Source organism: Candidatus Eisenbacteria bacterium (assembly GCA_005893305.1).
Classification (GTDB): Bacteria; Eisenbacteria; RBG-16-71-46; order SZUA-252; family SZUA-252; genus WS-9.
In genome coordinates this window covers 1-14,474 of sequence record VBOZ01000004.1, presented here as the reverse complement: position 1 = coordinate 14,474, position 14,474 = coordinate 1, and the positions used below count along the sequence as shown (strand labels likewise).

General features: G+C 67.5%; 14 protein-coding genes and 1 tRNA gene. 7 read left to right on the top strand and 8 right to left on the bottom strand.

Annotated elements, in window-relative coordinates:
* The first annotated feature begins 20 nt into the window (after nucleotides 1-20).
* Genes E6K79_00815 through E6K79_00800 form a run of 4 tightly spaced genes read left to right on the top strand, consistent with a single transcriptional unit; the run spans nucleotide 21 to nucleotide 2,922 of the window.
* Nucleotides 21-404 carry a response regulator gene (locus E6K79_00815; protein TMQ67101.1) on the top strand — a complete coding sequence of 128 codons (384 nt, stop codon included), beginning with the start codon at nucleotides 21-23 and terminating at the stop codon, nucleotides 402-404.
* 48 nt (nucleotides 405-452) lie between these two features.
* A complete protein-coding gene (locus E6K79_00810) occupies nucleotides 453-1,562 on the top strand; it encodes a chemotaxis response regulator protein-glutamate methylesterase (protein TMQ67100.1) in 1,110 nt (369 codons plus the stop codon).
* Between the two features lie 5 nt (nucleotides 1,563-1,567).
* Nucleotides 1,568-2,443 (top strand): protein-glutamate O-methyltransferase CheR, encoded by an 876-nt coding sequence (locus E6K79_00805; protein TMQ67099.1) that lies wholly within the window; start codon nucleotides 1,568-1,570, stop codon nucleotides 2,441-2,443.
* The gene (locus E6K79_00800) at nucleotides 2,440-2,922 is read left to right on the top strand and encodes a chemotaxis protein CheX (protein ID TMQ67098.1); all 483 of its coding nucleotides are present in this window, start codon (nucleotides 2,440-2,442) and stop codon (nucleotides 2,920-2,922) included. The genes E6K79_00805 and E6K79_00800 overlap by 4 nt, the downstream gene beginning before the upstream one ends.
* Nucleotides 2,923-2,963: 41 nt before the next feature.
* Here the strand turns inward: E6K79_00800 and E6K79_00795 are convergent, their stop codons facing one another.
* The 6 genes from E6K79_00795 to E6K79_00770 are packed head-to-tail and all read right to left on the bottom strand — an operon-like array spanning nucleotide 2,964 to nucleotide 9,769.
* Nucleotides 2,964-4,631: a response regulator gene (locus E6K79_00795; protein ID TMQ67097.1), complete on the bottom strand. Its 1,668-nt coding sequence runs from the start codon at nucleotides 4,629-4,631 to the stop codon at nucleotides 2,964-2,966.
* Entirely contained in the window at nucleotides 4,628-6,316 is a 1,689-nt protein-coding gene (locus E6K79_00790) for an HD domain-containing protein (GenBank protein TMQ67096.1), read from the bottom strand. Before E6K79_00790 ends, E6K79_00795 begins: the two co-directional genes overlap by 4 nt.
* Entirely contained in the window at nucleotides 6,313-8,013 is a 1,701-nt protein-coding gene (locus E6K79_00785; GenBank protein ID TMQ67095.1) for a hypothetical protein, read from the bottom strand. The genes E6K79_00790 and E6K79_00785 overlap by 4 nt, the downstream gene beginning before the upstream one ends.
* 30 nt (nucleotides 8,014-8,043) lie before the next feature.
* On the bottom strand, nucleotides 8,044-8,304 hold the full coding sequence (locus E6K79_00780; GenBank protein ID TMQ67094.1) for a hypothetical protein: 261 nt from the start codon (nucleotides 8,302-8,304) through the stop codon (nucleotides 8,044-8,046).
* A complete protein-coding gene (locus E6K79_00775) occupies nucleotides 8,240-9,268 on the bottom strand; it encodes a hypothetical protein (protein TMQ67093.1) in 1,029 nt (342 codons plus the stop codon). Before E6K79_00775 ends, E6K79_00780 begins: the two co-directional genes overlap by 65 nt.
* A gap of 12 nt (nucleotides 9,269-9,280) precedes the next feature.
* Nucleotides 9,281-9,769, bottom strand: coding sequence for a hypothetical protein (locus E6K79_00770; protein ID TMQ67092.1), 489 nt, complete (start codon nucleotides 9,767-9,769; stop codon nucleotides 9,281-9,283).
* A gap of 466 nt (nucleotides 9,770-10,235) precedes the next feature.
* On the opposite strand from E6K79_00770, the gene E6K79_00765 reads away from it, so the two are divergent.
* Nucleotides 10,236-11,015 (top strand): hypothetical protein, encoded by a 780-nt coding sequence (locus E6K79_00765; GenBank protein ID TMQ67091.1) that lies wholly within the window; start codon nucleotides 10,236-10,238, stop codon nucleotides 11,013-11,015.
* A gap of 105 nt (nucleotides 11,016-11,120) precedes the next feature.
* Here the strand turns inward: E6K79_00765 and guaB are convergent, their stop codons facing one another.
* Both guaB and E6K79_00755 read right to left on the bottom strand, forming a co-directional pair.
* On the bottom strand, nucleotides 11,121-12,641 hold the full coding sequence (gene guaB, locus E6K79_00760) for an IMP dehydrogenase (protein TMQ67090.1): 1,521 nt from the start codon (nucleotides 12,639-12,641) through the stop codon (nucleotides 11,121-11,123).
* 4 nt (nucleotides 12,642-12,645) lie between these two features.
* On the bottom strand, nucleotides 12,646-13,299 hold the full coding sequence (locus E6K79_00755; protein ID TMQ67089.1) for a hypothetical protein: 654 nt from the start codon (nucleotides 13,297-13,299) through the stop codon (nucleotides 12,646-12,648).
* Between the two features lie 160 nt (nucleotides 13,300-13,459).
* Between E6K79_00755 and E6K79_00750 the strand changes: the two genes are divergently transcribed.
* Together E6K79_00750 and tilS are read left to right on the top strand one after the other, a co-directional pair.
* A tRNA-Met gene (locus tag E6K79_00750) sits at nucleotides 13,460-13,534 on the top strand.
* A 61-nt stretch (nucleotides 13,535-13,595) separates the two neighbouring features.
* Nucleotides 13,596-14,474 (top strand): tRNA lysidine(34) synthetase TilS (gene tilS, locus E6K79_00745; GenBank protein ID TMQ67088.1); only part of this gene is annotated, 879 nt, incomplete at its 3' end.

The window sequence follows — 14,474 nt, the reverse complement described above, 5'->3', positions numbered from 1 at the left end:
CACGAAGGAGGAGTGAAGCCATGAGAGCCCTGGTCGTCGATGATTCCCGGTCCATGCGGACCATCATCCAAAAGCAGCTCAAGGAGCTGGGATTCGAAGTCTACGAAGCGGAGAACGGACAGCAGGCCATGTCCCGGCTCCACGAGGTCAAGAACATCCATCTGGTCCTGCTGGATTGGAACATGCCGGAGATGGACGGCCTCGAGGTGCTGAGCCTGATCCGCGCCGAGCCCGCGTACAAGGAAGTGCGCGTCATGATGGTGACGACCGAGAGCGAGATGTCGCGGGTCGCGACGGCGCTGGAGGCCGGCGCGAGCGAATATTTGATGAAGCCGTTCGACCGGGAAGCGCTGTTGGAGAAGCTGATCCTCCTCGGACTGGATCCGAGTACCCGGACCCTGTAACTCCCGAACCGCCGGAGGCGCGCGGCTCAAGCGCCCGCAAGGGAACCCATGCGAAGAATTCGTGTCCTGGTCGTCGATGACGTGTCGATGGTCCGCCGGCTGGTGGTGGACGCCCTCTCGGACCCGGAGATCCAAGTGGTCGGCGTCGCCGCGAACGGCCGCGAGGCGCTCGAGAAGATCCCCGTGGTCCATCCGGACCTCCTGGTCCTCGATTACGAGATGCCGGAGATGGACGGACTGGAGACCCTGATCGAGGTTCGAAAGGGATACCCGTCGATCCGAGTCATCATCTTCAGCTCGCACACGCGCCACGGGGCGAAATTGACCCTCGACGCCCTCTGGCTCGGCGCCGACGACTACGTCGCCAAGGGCCAAGCCGACAACGCGACCGCAGCGACCCAGCTGATCCGGACGCAGCTCCTTCCCAAGATCAAGGCGCTATGCCCGCGACCCGAGGATGCGGGGGGCGCCGCGACGGAAACGGCCGGGGAACGCCGCGCCCCGGACATGCGGGCGACGCCGCGCCCCGCGGCGCGGCGGACGGCAATCGCTCCGGTCCGCGCGGAAATCGTCGCGATCGGCGCGTCGACCGGCGGCCCCAAGGCGCTCGCGACCCTCTTCGAAGCGCTCCCGAGCGACTTCCCGCTGCCGATCGTGATCGTCCAGCACATGCCACCCCTCTTTACCCGGCACCTCGCGGAGCGTCTCGGCACGCGGACCTCGCTCCGGTGCGCGGAGGGGGTCGAGGGCGCCGCGCTGGGCGCGGGCCAGATCTGGATCGCGCCGGGCAACCACCACATGATCCTCGAGCGCGACCGCACCGAGATCCGGATCCGGCTCACCAGCGACCCGCCGGTGCACTCGGTTCGCCCCGCGGTCGATCCGCTCTTCCGATCGGTCGCCGAGATCTATGGCCCGGCGGCGCTCGGAGTGGTCCTCACGGGGATGGGACACGACGGGTACCAGGGATGCGAGCGGATCCGCGACTTGGGCGGCGCCGTTCTCGTGCAGGACGAGGCATCGAGCGTCGTCTGGGGCATGCCGGGCATCGTGGCCCGCTCGGGTCTCGCGGACAAGATCGCGCCCCTCGACGAGATCGCGGGCGAGATCGTCCGTCACGCGTCCATAGGGACACGGCGCAAGGCGCCGGTCGGGTAGCCGCGATGGCCCTCACGCGACCTTCTCCGCCCGGCGGCGGCGTCACCCCGCAGGGCTTCGCGTACGTGCAGGGGCTTCTCCTGCGCCGCACCGGGACGGTCCTCGAGGCGGGCAAGGAGTACGTGGTTGAGGCGCGCCTCCATGGGCTCGCGCTGGGCGAGGGCTTTCGATCGGTCTCGGCGCTCCTCGAGGGACTTCAGACCGAGGAGGCTTCGGGATCACTGCACGGCAAGGTCACGGAGGCGATGTTGAACGGCGAGACATCGTTCTTCCGCGACCTCTATCCGTTCGAGGCGCTGCGCGATGTCCTCCTGCCGGAGATCATCGCGAAGCGGGAGGCGACCCGATTGCTTCACATCTGGTGCGCCGCGGCCGCGAGCGGCCAGGAGGCCTACAGCGTCGCGATGCTCCTGCTCGAGCACTTCCCGCAGCTCGCCGGGTGGAGGATCCGCCTGATCGCGAGCGACGTTTCCAAGACGATGCTCGCTCGGGCGCAGGCGGGCGTCTTCAACCAGATCGAGGTCAATCGCGGGCTCCCCGCGCGGCTGATGCTCAAGTATTTCGAAGGGACCGGAACCGAGTGGAAGATCCACCCGCGCCTGCGCCAGATGGTGGAGTTCCAGCACGTCAATCTGGCGGCTCCCTGGCCTGGCCTTCCCCAGATGGACTTCATCTTCATGCGAAACGTGCTTCTCTACTTCAATACCGAGACGAGGAAATCGATCCTCGCAAACGTCGTCCGGACGCTTCGCGCCGACGGCTATTTGTTCCTGGGCGGCGGCGAGACGAGCCTCATCACGGACCGCTCGTTCGAATCGGTGCGGACGGGCAAGGCGATCTGCTATCGCGTGAACCCTAATCGGAGGAGCGCTACGCCATGAAGGCAGCTGCGATCGAAGCTCAGGAGTGGCTGGATACCTTTATCGAGGTGGCGCGGGAATTCGCTGCCGGCTCCCTCCGCTTTGACGGGGCGGCGCCGACCGAGCTGGGGTCGATGAGATCGGCGACGAACCCGGGCGCCTACATCTCGGTCCTCAGCGAGTCGAACTCTATGCATCTGGGCCTCTCGGCGAGCATGCAGGGCTGCAGGACATTGACGCGGGCGTTCCTGGGGATCCGCGAGAAGGACGGGATCTCGGAGAAGGACGTCGTGGACGCGATGAGCGAGATCCTGAACATCCTGGCGGGAAAGGTGAAGTCGCGGTTGTCCCCGCGTGACGGCTCTCTGAAGTTGGGGCTGCCGATCTTTCTGGTGGGCCAGATCCAGGTCACCGCGAACATGGACCGGGCTGCGGGCGACGTGGAGATGGGCCCGGTCTCCTGCCAGCTTCTCGTGTTCCGGGACCGCGGCGCCGCGTAGCGGCGGTGCGGAGATTCGCGGTCCGGGAATAGGTCAGAGGATCAGGGGGTAGCGAGACTCCCGGTCGAGGCTCCGGCGCCGCCCGGCGCGCCCTTGGCGCTCTTCGTGACCTGAATCCTTCCGCCCCTGAGCGCCGCCACGAATACCTGGACGATCTCGGCGGCGAACTGGCTGCCGGCCTTCTCCTCCATCTGCTCGACCGCTTTCTCGACCGTGAATCCGGCCCGGTAGGGTCGATCCGTGGTCATGGCGTCGAAGGCGTCCGCGACGTTCACGATCTTCGCGCCGATCGAGATCTCGTCGCCCTTCAATCCGTCCGGATATCCCTTGCCGTCGACGCGCTCGTGATGGTGGCGGACCATGTCGGTCACGCGTTCCAGGAACTTGACCCCTCGGATCATCTCCGCCCCGCGGACGGGGTGGGCCTTCACCAGCATCCACTCCTCCTCGGTCAGGGCGCCGGGCTTCTGGAGGATGTCGCTCTGCGTGTGGACCTTTCCGATGTCGTGCAGGAAGGCGCCGAACTGGATCCGCTGCACCTCCTCGACGGTGAAACCGAGCTCGCTGGCGATCGCCACCGCGTATTCGGCCACGCGCTCGGTGTGGCCGTGCGTGTAGGGATCCTTCTCCTCGATCCGGGAGACGAGGAGCCGCACCGTCGAGACGTACGCCTCCTGAAGGTCCTTGAAGAGCCTCGCGTTCTCGATGGCGATCCCGGCGGAATCGGAGAGCGATTTCAGCATCTCGAGGTCCGCGGACTGGAACTCCTGCCCGCTCACCTTCTCTCCCACGGCGAGAATGGCGGTCAGGCGGCGCTTCATGAGAACCGGCGAGACGACCGTAAACCCCGCCGCGAAAAGCGATCCCACCTCGGCCTCGAGCGCGGGATCGTCCTCGAGCTCGGCGAGCCGAACCGGACGGCCCTCGTCCCCGGAGGTGGGCAGGAGGGCGCCCACGAAATCGCCGCCGTAGGCGAACGCGATCGACCTGGCCTGCTCCTCCTTGATCCCCTTGAACGTGGAAGCCTCGAGCCGTGTCGGATGCTCGCGCTGATCCGTGAGGAAGAGGCAGGCGGAATTCACCCGCAGCTGGCCGACCACGCTCAGGATCAGCGTGTTGAGGAGGTCGTCCATCTCGAGCGAGGCGTTGAGCTGATGCGTGAGGCCCATCAGCGTCTCGAGGCTGTAGACCTGGAACCGAAGCTCCTTGTTCCGGATCACGAGGTCTTCCTTGTTCCGGGCGACCTCGCTCTCCAGCTCCTTGTTCTTCGATGTCAGGTGCTCGGCCCGATCCAGACGCTCGAAGATCCGCCGCACCTTGATGAGAAGCTCCTTAGGTGAGAAGGGCTTCGTCATGTAGTCGTCCGCCCCGTGCATCAGGCCCTGAAGCCGCGAATCGACCTCGGCACTGGCGGATACCATGATGATCGGGATGTGCGCTGTGTCCTTGCTGCTCTTCAGAGCGGCGCACACCTCGAATCCGGTCTTTCGCGGCAGGCGAAGATCGAGAATGACCAGGTCGGGCGTGTCCTTCCGTACGACCTCGAGCCCCTCCTCGCCGGAGGATGCGATCGCGACCCGAAATCCGTTCTGGGTCAGGGAGATCTGGAGGAGCTCCAGCACCCGGCGGTCGTCGTCGATGACCAGGATGGACCGCTTCGCCTTGGCCGCGCCCGTTTCGACGGCCGGTCCGACGCTCTCGATGCTCACGTGCGGCCCTCCATGGGGATGGTGGCGCCCGAGCTCAGCGGGTCGAGCGCCGCCGGGGCGTTTGGAAGCTCGGGATCGGAGGGCACCGGGCTAACCGGACGCTGCCGCGACCGCCTTTCGAGCCTGTCGAGTACCTGGAGGAAAACGTCCACGATCGTCGGATCGAAGGGAGTGCCCCAGTTCTCGGCGATGACCTGGCGCGCCTTCTCGGCGGGCAGAGCCCGGCGATACGGACGCTCGGCCGTCATCGCCACGTAACCGTCGACGAGCGAGACGACGCGGGCGCCCAGCGGGATCTGGGACCCTTTGATCCCCTGCGGGTATCCCTCGCCTCCCCATCGCTCGTGATGATTCCGGACGACCTCGACGACCTCCTTGGGGAGGTTCATTTCCTCGAGGATCTGCGCTCCGCGCGTCGGGTGCTGCTTGATGAGCGCCCACTCCTCGTCGGAGAGGTGCGCCGGATTCTTCACGATCACGTGGCTGACCGTGATCATCCCGATGTCGCGAAGGACGGCGCCATAGATGAGCGACTTGAGCGATTCCTTGGGGTAGTTGAGGAGCTTCGCGGTCGCCGTCACGTACCGGACGACGCGCTCGGTGTTGCCCTTGGCGTAGGTGTCGCGGCTCTCGATCAAGGACATCATGCCGCGCACGAGGCCGAGGTTCCGATCCTCCTGGGCGCGGTAGTAGCGCGCGTTCGAGATCGCGACCGCGCCCTGGTTCGCGAGCGTCGTGAGAAGGTCGCGATCGTCTTCCTGAAATCCGCGCCGGCCTCCGCGACCGCCCAGGAGCAGGACCCCCTCGAGCTCCCGCCGCACCCAGAGGGCCACGCCCCACTCGAAGCCCGATTCGCGGAGAGCTTCCAGGGTTTCCCCGGCACCCTCGGCGTCCTTGATCTCCGAGAGGTTGAAGAAGGCCTGTTCCGCCGGGATGCTCCGGAACGGCGAGGGCGGGATCGCGAACTCCTGAAAATGCCCGTGGGCGAAGCCGCGCACCTGCTTGGGAAGGAGGATGCCCTCGCGCCGAGGATCGGAGAGGAAGATTGCGAGCCGGTCCACTCCGAATTGCCCCATGACGCTCAAGCTGAAGAGATTCAGTGCCTCGTCCAGGTCGAGGGCCAGGTTCAAGGCGCGCGTGATCTCGAAGAGGTTTCGGAACGCGACGATCTTGAGCTTGAGCTTCGACTGCAGGGACGCGAGGTTGGCGGGGATCGGGCCCGCGGGCGCCGGCGGCGGAATCAGGCTCGAGCCGGACGTGGGCGCCGGAATGAAGGGCTCCACCGGCGCGGGCGGTGGGGGCTGCGGCTCGGGCGATGCGGTCGGCGGCTCGGGCGATGGGGTCGGGGCCACCGACGATGGCGCCGGCGGTTCCGGATGGTTCGCCTCGTAGACGATCGCCTCCACCTCTCCCAGCGCGGCGCGGATCTCGGTGCCGAGCCCCGTCACGTGGATTTTTCGCTCGGTCTCCTCGTAGACCCGTCCCTGGCGCGCGAGCACGGCGCTTCCCAGCGTGCTGATCGACGTGACGCGCGTGAAGTCGAGATGCACCGAGCGCGCACCGCGCGCCTGGCACTCGAAGAGGAGCCGGTCGAGGGAGCGTGCGCCGTTCGCGTCGATCACCCCTTCGAGGGTGAAGCGGAAACGATCGCGCGAGCCGACGCGGCCGATCTTGAGGGCCTTCACTGGACCAAGCCCTCCGCCGGCGGCTCCGTGGGCTTCAGCTTCTTGACCAGGGCTCCTGGGTTCAGAACGAGGATGACGCTCGAATCGGGAGAGACGATGCCGCCGAGCACCTCCTCCACCGGGCAGAGTCGGGGCGGCAGCGCCGTGAGGCGCGCGTTCTCGCGCCAGACGATCCTGTCGAACCCGACCACCACCGATCCGCCGCCGCACCGCAAGATCGCGAGCGGCCGTCCGCTCCGCGCGCGGCCGCCGGCGTCTTCGTCGCCCGCCGCGCCGGTCGCGGACTCATCACCAGTGTCCGAATCCGCCGACCCGGCCTTCGAGAAGAGCGCCCCCAGAGGATGGACGGGACCGCGAACCCCCGTGGTGCTCCACTGAAGCTCGTCCTCGGTGGCGCAGATGCGCTCCACCGCGCTCCACGGGAGCGCGATCCGCTGTCCCGCCGCCTCCACGATGAGGAAGCTCCGAAGCGAGCGCGCCATCGGAAACTGAATCCGGAGCGACGCCGCTTCGGCGCCGCCGCCCTGGATGCAAACGAATCCACCGAGCCCTTCGAGGGCCGACTCCAGCATCGCGACCCCTTCCGGCTCGAACTTCAGAAATCCCTCGATCGCGATCCGCGCCTCGAGCCCCTCGCGCGCCGCGGCGACGCGAATCTCGGCGGGCTCATCCCCCGGTTGCGTGAATTCCGCCGACCCGAGGAGGCGCAGGATGAGCGGGAGGAGGATCGACCCGATTTCGGGCTCGAACCCGACACCGCCGGTCTGGACCGTCAGGATCGGAGAACGAGTCCCGACCGCGCGCCGCGAGACCACCGCGTACATGTCGTCCACGAATCGGTCGAGCGGGTCGAGGAATTCCCAGAGCAGGTGCTCATCCAGATCGCGCGCCCGCCGCTCGAGCGAATACTGAAGCCCGAGGAGATGGCTCATCTCGTGCGACAGCGATCGGAGGCCGGCGGCGGTGTCCTGGAGCTGCTGGTGCACGGCGAGGGCCCGTCCCTCATTCTCGTCGCCGACGCGCATGGAGCCTCCCGCCATGCGCCGCCGCTCGGTCGCCTTCACGTACATGTCCCAGTCGGAGAGCGCCGACTGGAGCGAGCGCACCGTGCCGTCGAGGGTTTCGTTCATGGAGCCGATCCGCTCGTTCTGGTGGACCAGCGCGCTCTTGATCTCGAAGGTGAGGCCGAGGAGATTCTCGTGCGGCCCGACGTCCGGCGTGGCGTCGTCCATCACGCCGCGGGACGCGGCCATGTCCTGGGACTTCGCGCGGTTCATCCCCGTGCGGAGGGTGTCGATCGCGTCCCCGACCATGCTCGCGTGCGCCAGGAGACCGCCGAAACCGTCCGTGCGGAGCTTCTCCGCCAGCCGCTCCTCTGCCTCGAGCGCGACACGGCAGTGCGCCACCATCTCCTGTCGCTGCGTCGGGCGGAGCTGGTCGAGCTGGGCGATGGTCTCGCGCAGCTCGAGCGCCAGGCTCGCGACCTCGGTCAGCTCGAGCCACTCCGCGCTCCGTTCGACCAGCCGCACGGTGAGGTCGACGATCGGCCCCATCTCGTTCGATTCGAGATCGATCTGCTCGCTGTCGAGAAACCGGCGCACGACCTCGATCTGCTCCCGGATCAGCGCGCTGAACGTGGCGCTGAGCCGCGACATGATCTGGGCGTGATTCATGTGCTCGGAAGCGGCGGTTCGCATTCGCCCGGATTCCTCCCGGATCGGTCGGGGTCAGCCCGGTTGCCCGGGGGCCGGCTTCAGGTTGTCGAGCAGCGGCGCGTGCTCGGCAGGCGTCTCCGCGGGCGGCGTTTCGGTGTCGTCCGGGTTTCCGGAACCCGAGCGCGGCTTCCCGGCGCGGCGCGCCGGTATGGTCGCGGCCAGCGTCTTCCGGACCTCGCGGGCCCGGGTGAGCAGCGTCGCGACGGATTCAAGGTGCTCGGGCGAGGCCAGGGCCGCGAGCGGCGTGGAGCCGGAGATCGCGGCGACCGCCACCTTCGCGTCCTCGCTCGTGGCATGGATCGCGGTGATCGTCTCGCCGACCTTGTATTCGATCTCGTTCGCGAGGCGGGAGATCGTATCGGTCGCCTCGCGCGCGAACTCGGCGAGACGGCGCGTCTCCTCCGCGATGGCCGCGAACGCCTCGCTCCCCGAGCAGCGTCGCGCGGTTCGTCACCCGCTCGGCCACGGACGCGAGCTCGTTGGCCCGCATGAGACCCGCGGCGAGGTCCTCGATCCCGTCGGCGGCGGTGTGGACCACGTCGTCGACGAGCTGGGCCGGGGTGCGCCCGGCCTTCCCCGTTCCCGCCGCGGTCGGCACTACCTCGACCGGCTTCGCGAGATCTTGCGAGAGCCTCTCCAGACCCGAGATCATCGCGTCGACTCCGCGCAGGGCGTCGGCGCGCATCCGCGGGTCGAAGGCGGGGGGCGCGTCCGCGTCGGCGGGCCAGGGCTCGGGAAGCGACTCGCCGTCCGTTCCGACCAGCTCCGCCTCGTCGATCGCGATGCGGCTGACCACCGGACCGGTCGGGCCCACGTCGCGCACCGCTTGGAGGAGACCGTTGAGCGGTCCCATGCCCAGCTCGGAGACGACCGTCAGGGGATCCCTTCCCCCCTGGAGCGTCGTGGTCGCAAGATCGATCTGGCGGCGGATCGACTCGAGCTCGAGGAGCGCCGCTCCGCGTGATTTCTTGTCGGCCTCGGCCTCGCCGCCGCTCTGCGGTTGCGAGGTCGCGTGGGCGCCCGGACCCTTCACGAAGAGGAGCGTCACCGCGCCCGCCAGGACGGCCAAGACCCCGGCCGCGACCAACCCTGGGCTACCCGGCACCAAGTGTCCGGTGACGCCGGCCGCCAGTGCCGATCCGACCGCCACGACAAGAGCCCCCCACGGAGGCGAGCTCTCGACCGGCCTGCTCACGGGGTTGGGGCCTGGGCTCGTGTCGCGCTGGCTTTGTGCCATCTCAGGCTCTCCTCAACCGCCGGTCACCGCGGTCGGCGTCGTGCCCGCCCGCGGCATGATGGAATTGATGATCGACCAATAGTTGAGGCAGTGAATTCGGAGGTCGCCCGACTCGAATACCGACTCGATCATCTCGGCGAGCTCCGAATCGACGGTCGAGAGCTCGGCCTCGCGAATCTCGCGGGCCGGCAGGAGGCGCGGCATCTCCGGGACCATGACGCCGAAGCGGTCGTTGCCGCGCGCGAGGACGACCGCGTAGCCCTGACCGCTCGGGCGCATCGGTTCGATGCCCAGGAATGACCCGATCTCGAACGTCGGGACCATCGTTCCGCGGAAAGCGATGACGCCCGAGAGCGGCTCGCGCTGGTGCGGCAGCGGAGCGGGACGTTCCGGCTGCATCAGACCAGCCACTTCCTCGACGCGCGCGCCGAACCAGACACCGCCCACGCAGTAGGCGAGGACGCCGCGCGTCCTCTCGTGGATGGGTGCTTCGCTCCGCATCGCCGATGCCCTCCATGGACCCTCGAAGCCCTGTAAAGCGTTGTGACGCAACGCAAGTAGCGTGCCATGAACGACCCGTGCGGGCCGTAGTCAATCCACTGGGGTCCAAGCACTTAACTGCCCCTTTGGTGGCTCCGTTTCGCCCGGCCGGACCGTCCCCACCCTCCACTTATCGGGCACCTTGCAAATCGACTCGCATCCCGCAACTGCCGATCCGGTGGGGCCGTGGGTGCTACAACCCGCTGTTTCGGCTCAAATAAGCCAGTTCCTGAGCTAATTCAGCCCTCGCGCGAGCGGATGAAACCCGACCGCTTTTCCCAAGTCATTGGCGTGCTTACGGATTAGGTGTGGCCGGGGTCGTGCGGGCGAGGCGGCATGAAGGCTGCATCGTTGTGCCGCCGGATGGTGCGACTTGGTCAGAAACAAACTGGATCGGAACGCAGGATCGACGGAGAGGTGAGGAGCCATGACGGCAGCCCGCAAGTACCTCGCGAGCAAGGCGAATCCTAGGAAGGTACGGCCGACCGCGTACGTCGCGATCAACTGTCTCCTATTGACGAAGACGAGCGGGACCCCGAAGAACGGGGATCCGCTTCCACAAGAAGACGTCGACTCGTATCTCGCCGCCCTGAAGGACCAGATCGAAGCGCACGTGCCGCTGCCGCCGGAGCGTTCCAGGCTCCTCTCGCGTTACGACGTGGCGGCGTGGCGGCGTCTTGCCAGCGCCCACCGCGGCGCGCTCCGGTACAAGATCTACCGGACGCCGGAAGACCTTCTCCTGGTCTCGGTCGGGCACTTCGAGCACAACGGCCCGTACGTCCCGAACCGCCGCGAAGGGATCATCACGGGCGAAGAGGCCGACGTGGGCCGGAGCCCGAACTGGTACCACTTCTCCTATACGTACGGCGAGCTCCTCGAGAATCCGACCGCGGCGATGGGCGGGCTCCTCGAAAAGCTGACGATGGCGGTCGAGCGGTACCACAAGATGTTGTCACACATGCGCGGGGAGTACTGGAGCCTGACGTCGCGGTTCAAGAAAGCGCACGTGCTGCGCCTCGAGCGAAGCGTCGATGACGACGCCCGCGAGGTGACGCTGCGGGCCATGCAGGACCAGCTCCTCGACGCCTATTCGGATTGGAAACGCACGGGCGAGCGGAAGCATCTCGAGAACATCCGGGGGCTGACGCGCGAAATCAGGCTCCTGTCGCCCGACTTTCAGTTTTCGCTTCCCGCGGGGAACCCATAGCGGAAGCGACATCGTCCCCCCGCCTGCCCTTCGGCCCCCGACCCGACGCATCACCGGAGGGCAGGCACCCCCCCTGCACACCGATAGCCGGCGCCGTACGGCCGGCTATCGTATTTCGTAGTTCGGAGCTTCCTTCGTGATGGTCAGATCGTGCGGATGGCTCTCGCGGAGCCCGGCCTGCGTGATGCGGACAAAGCGGCTCTTGGTGCGGAGTTCCTCGATGGTCGCGACGCCGCAGTAGCCCATCCCGGCGCGCAGCCCACCCATCAGCTGGTAGATCACGTTCGAGATTTCGCCCTTGTAAGGCACGCGGGCCTCGATGCCCTCGGCCACGAGCTTCTTCAGATCCTTGACGCCCTCCTGGAAATAACGGTCGCCGCGGCCGCCGGACATGGCGCTGAGCGAGCCCATCCCGCGGTAGACCTTGTACGTGCGCCCCTCGTAGAGAATCGTCTCGCCCGGGCTCTCTTCCGTGCCCGCGAGGAGATTTCCGAGCATGACCGAGTGGGCACCTGCGGCGAGCGCCTTGACGAGGTCGCCCGAGTACTTGATGCCGCCGTCCGCGATGATCGGGATGCCCTCGCGCGCGGCGGCCTCCGCGCATTCGAGCACCGCGGAGATCTGCGGCACCCCGACGCCGGCCACCACGCGAGTCGTGCACGCCGATCCCGGCCCCATCCCCACCTTGACGCAGTCGGCGCCCGCCTCGATGAGATCGCGCGTCCCCTCCGCCGTCGCGACATTCCCGACGATGACCGGCAGGTTCGGATGCTTGCGCTTCAGGGCGCGCGTCGTCTCGATGACGGCCTTCGAGTGGCCGTGCGCGCTGTCGACGACCACCACGTCGACGCCGGCCCGCACCAGCTGATCCGCGCGGTCCAGGTTGTCCTGGGCGACGCCGATCGCGGCCCCGACGCGCAGGCGTCCGAGGTGATCCTTGCAGGCGCGCGGGTAACGGATTCGCTTCTGGATGTCCTTCACGGTGATGAGGCCCCGGAGGTTCATCCCCTGGTCCACCACCGGCAGCTTCTCGATGCGGTGCTTGTGGAGGATCCGCTCCGCTTCCTCGAGCGTGGTCCCGACCGGGGCCGTGATCAGGTTCTCGTGCGTCATCACGTCCTTCACCTTGAGGTCGGTGCCGCTCACGAATCGCAGGTCCCGGTTGGTGAGGATCCCGACGAGGCGCTTCCCCTCGGTGATCGGGACGCCCGAGATCCTGAATTTCACCATCAGCTCGAGGGCGCGGGCGATCGGGACGTCCGGCGGCAGCGTGATCGGGTTCACGATCATGCCGCTCTCGGACCTCTTCACGCGATCGACCTCTTCGACCTGCTCCAAGATGGGGAGGTTCTTGTGAATGATTCCGATGCCCCCCTCCTGCGCGATCGCGATGGCCAGCGCGCTCTCAGTCACCGTATCCATCGCGGCGCTCACGACCGGAACGTTCAGGGTGATGTCGCGGGTGAGGAGGGTGGAGGTGTCCACGTCGCGCGGGTGGACCTCGGAGTAGCCGGGCACCAAGAGGACGTCGTCGAACGTGAGGGCGAGGTCCTCCACGACGCGCGGCGCGCGTCCCCCCGGGTCTTGGCCCGAGATCTTGTCGCGCGGTGTCGCAAAGGTCTTCATCGGTCTAGCCGGGGAGCCCCGTGTCGATGCGCTCGCTGAGCGAGAACCAGAACGAGACGCCGAGCCGGAACTGGAAATAGGACTTGGCGCCGCTGTATCCCGTGGGGAAGCGATCCTGGTCGTTCGCGAAGATGTGCGTGTAATTCCCGTCCAAGACGGCCGTGATGTGTTTTGACAACTGCCGCTCCGCGCCCACGATCCCGTAGACCCCGGCGTCAACCCGGCGCAACCGCTCGAACGTCACCGGATCCTTGGCCGCTCCGAGGTCCTGCGTGAGGATCGACCAATTGTACAACCCGCCGCCCCCGCCGAGGTAGGGACGCAGCGTCCTTCCGTCCCAGAGCCTGTAGCGCAACCCGATCGGGAAGAGCGGCACGACCGTCGCCACGTAGTAATGCGGGTCGTGCGTGTCGAGGCGGTTCCACCCATAGCCGACCGTGATATCGGCGGTCATATGATCGGTCCAGGCGTAGCTCAGGACCAGGTCGCCGGAGATTCGGGGCTGCGAGTTGGCGGAGATCGTCTTGTCCTGCGTGAAGAAGAGCGTGCCCCCGCGGACGCCCACGCCGCCGGAGCCGGTCAAATCGGACGCGGCGGCGGGTGTAGCGGTGGCCGTGAGCAGGAGGACGAAAAGCCCTCCGGCGAGCTTGCGGATCATAGGTTCGGGATGCTCCTTAAGGAAAACCGGCCGGGACGCGCCGGCCAGCCGGCACTTGGGACGTGGTAGCTTGGTAGTTTACGAGGAGCTTCGTGCGGGTGTCAACCGGGACCCTGTCTTGACAGCGCGAAGCCACGGCTCGTACAGTCCCCTGCTCGGCGGCGGTGTAGCTCAGCGGTAGAGCAGGAGAATCATAATCTCTTGGTCCGGGGTTCGAATCCCTGCGCCGCCACCAACTTACACCTCCCGGCGGCCGGGCCCCGCCCGCCCGGATTCCCCGGGGCTATACTCTCCCCATGAAACCGAACCCGCGCGACGCCCGGCTCGAATACTTCGCCGAGCGATCGCTTCAAGCCCACCGCCTCCTGCCCGATGAGGGGCCTCTCCTGGTGGCCGTTTCCGGGGGGCCCGACTCGGTCGCGCTCCTCCATTTTCTCGCGGCGCTTCGCGCGCGCACGTCGCGCCCGTCCTCGGTCGTCGCGGCGCACGTGAACCACGGGCTTCGGGGCGCCGAGTCCGACGGCGACGCCGCATTTGTCCGCGACCTGGCCGCGGGTTGGGGCCTCGCGTTCGTGGCGGCCGATGTCGGGCCGCTCCTCCGCTCCTCCTCCGAGGAGTCGGCGCGACTCGCGCGGTACGACGCGCTCCGCGAGCTGGCCCAAAGCGCGGGCGCCGACCGAGTCGCCACCGCGCACACCGCGGACGATCAGGCGGAGACCGTTCTGCTTCGACTTCTGCGCGGCGCAGGGCTCAGGGGGCTTGGAGGGATGCCGCCGCGAGGACGCGTGCGAGGAATCCGCCTCGTCCGGCCGCTCCTCGACGTGACGCGCGATCAGGTGCTCGAGTACATGAGCCGCCATCGGCTCCCCCATCGCGTCGATTCGAGCAACGGGAGCCGCGCCCCCGCGCGGAACTACCTCCGCCTCGAGATCCTTCCCCGCATCCGGGAGCGGATGAATCCGTCGGCGCGAGAGGCGATCCTGCGCGCCGCCGCGGCAATCCGCGAATCCGACCAGTATCTCGCGGCGGAATCGCGGCGGATCCTGCCGACTCTCTTGGAACGCGGGGGGGAGGGAAAAATCTCGCTTGATGCCGCCCTCCTGCTCGCCTACCCTAAGCCCTTGAGAACTTATCTGTTCCGCGACGCCGTACAGGAGCTGAACGGGGACGTCCGC

Coding starts and splice junctions, on each gene's coding strand:
- E6K79_00815 (TMQ67101.1), top strand. CDS start 21: ATGAGAGCCCTGGTCGTCGATGATTCCCGGTCCATGCGGACCATCATC.
- E6K79_00810 (TMQ67100.1), top strand. CDS start 453: ATGCGAAGAATTCGTGTCCTGGTCGTCGATGACGTGTCGATGGTCCGC.
- E6K79_00805 (TMQ67099.1), top strand. CDS start 1,568: ATGGCCCTCACGCGACCTTCTCCGCCCGGCGGCGGCGTCACCCCGCAG.
- E6K79_00800 (TMQ67098.1), top strand. CDS start 2,440: ATGAAGGCAGCTGCGATCGAAGCTCAGGAGTGGCTGGATACCTTTATC.
- E6K79_00785 (TMQ67095.1), bottom strand. CDS start 8,013: ATGCGAACCGCCGCTTCCGAGCACATGAATCACGCCCAGATCATGTCG.
- E6K79_00775 (TMQ67093.1), bottom strand. CDS start 9,268: ATGGCACAAAGCCAGCGCGACACGAGCCCAGGCCCCAACCCCGTGAGC.
- E6K79_00770 (TMQ67092.1), bottom strand. CDS start 9,769: ATGCGGAGCGAAGCACCCATCCACGAGAGGACGCGCGGCGTCCTCGCC.
- E6K79_00765 (TMQ67091.1), top strand. CDS start 10,236: ATGACGGCAGCCCGCAAGTACCTCGCGAGCAAGGCGAATCCTAGGAAG.
- guaB (TMQ67090.1), bottom strand. CDS start 12,641: ATGAAGACCTTTGCGACACCGCGCGACAAGATCTCGGGCCAAGACCCG.
- E6K79_00755 (TMQ67089.1), bottom strand. CDS start 13,299: ATGATCCGCAAGCTCGCCGGAGGGCTTTTCGTCCTCCTGCTCACGGCC.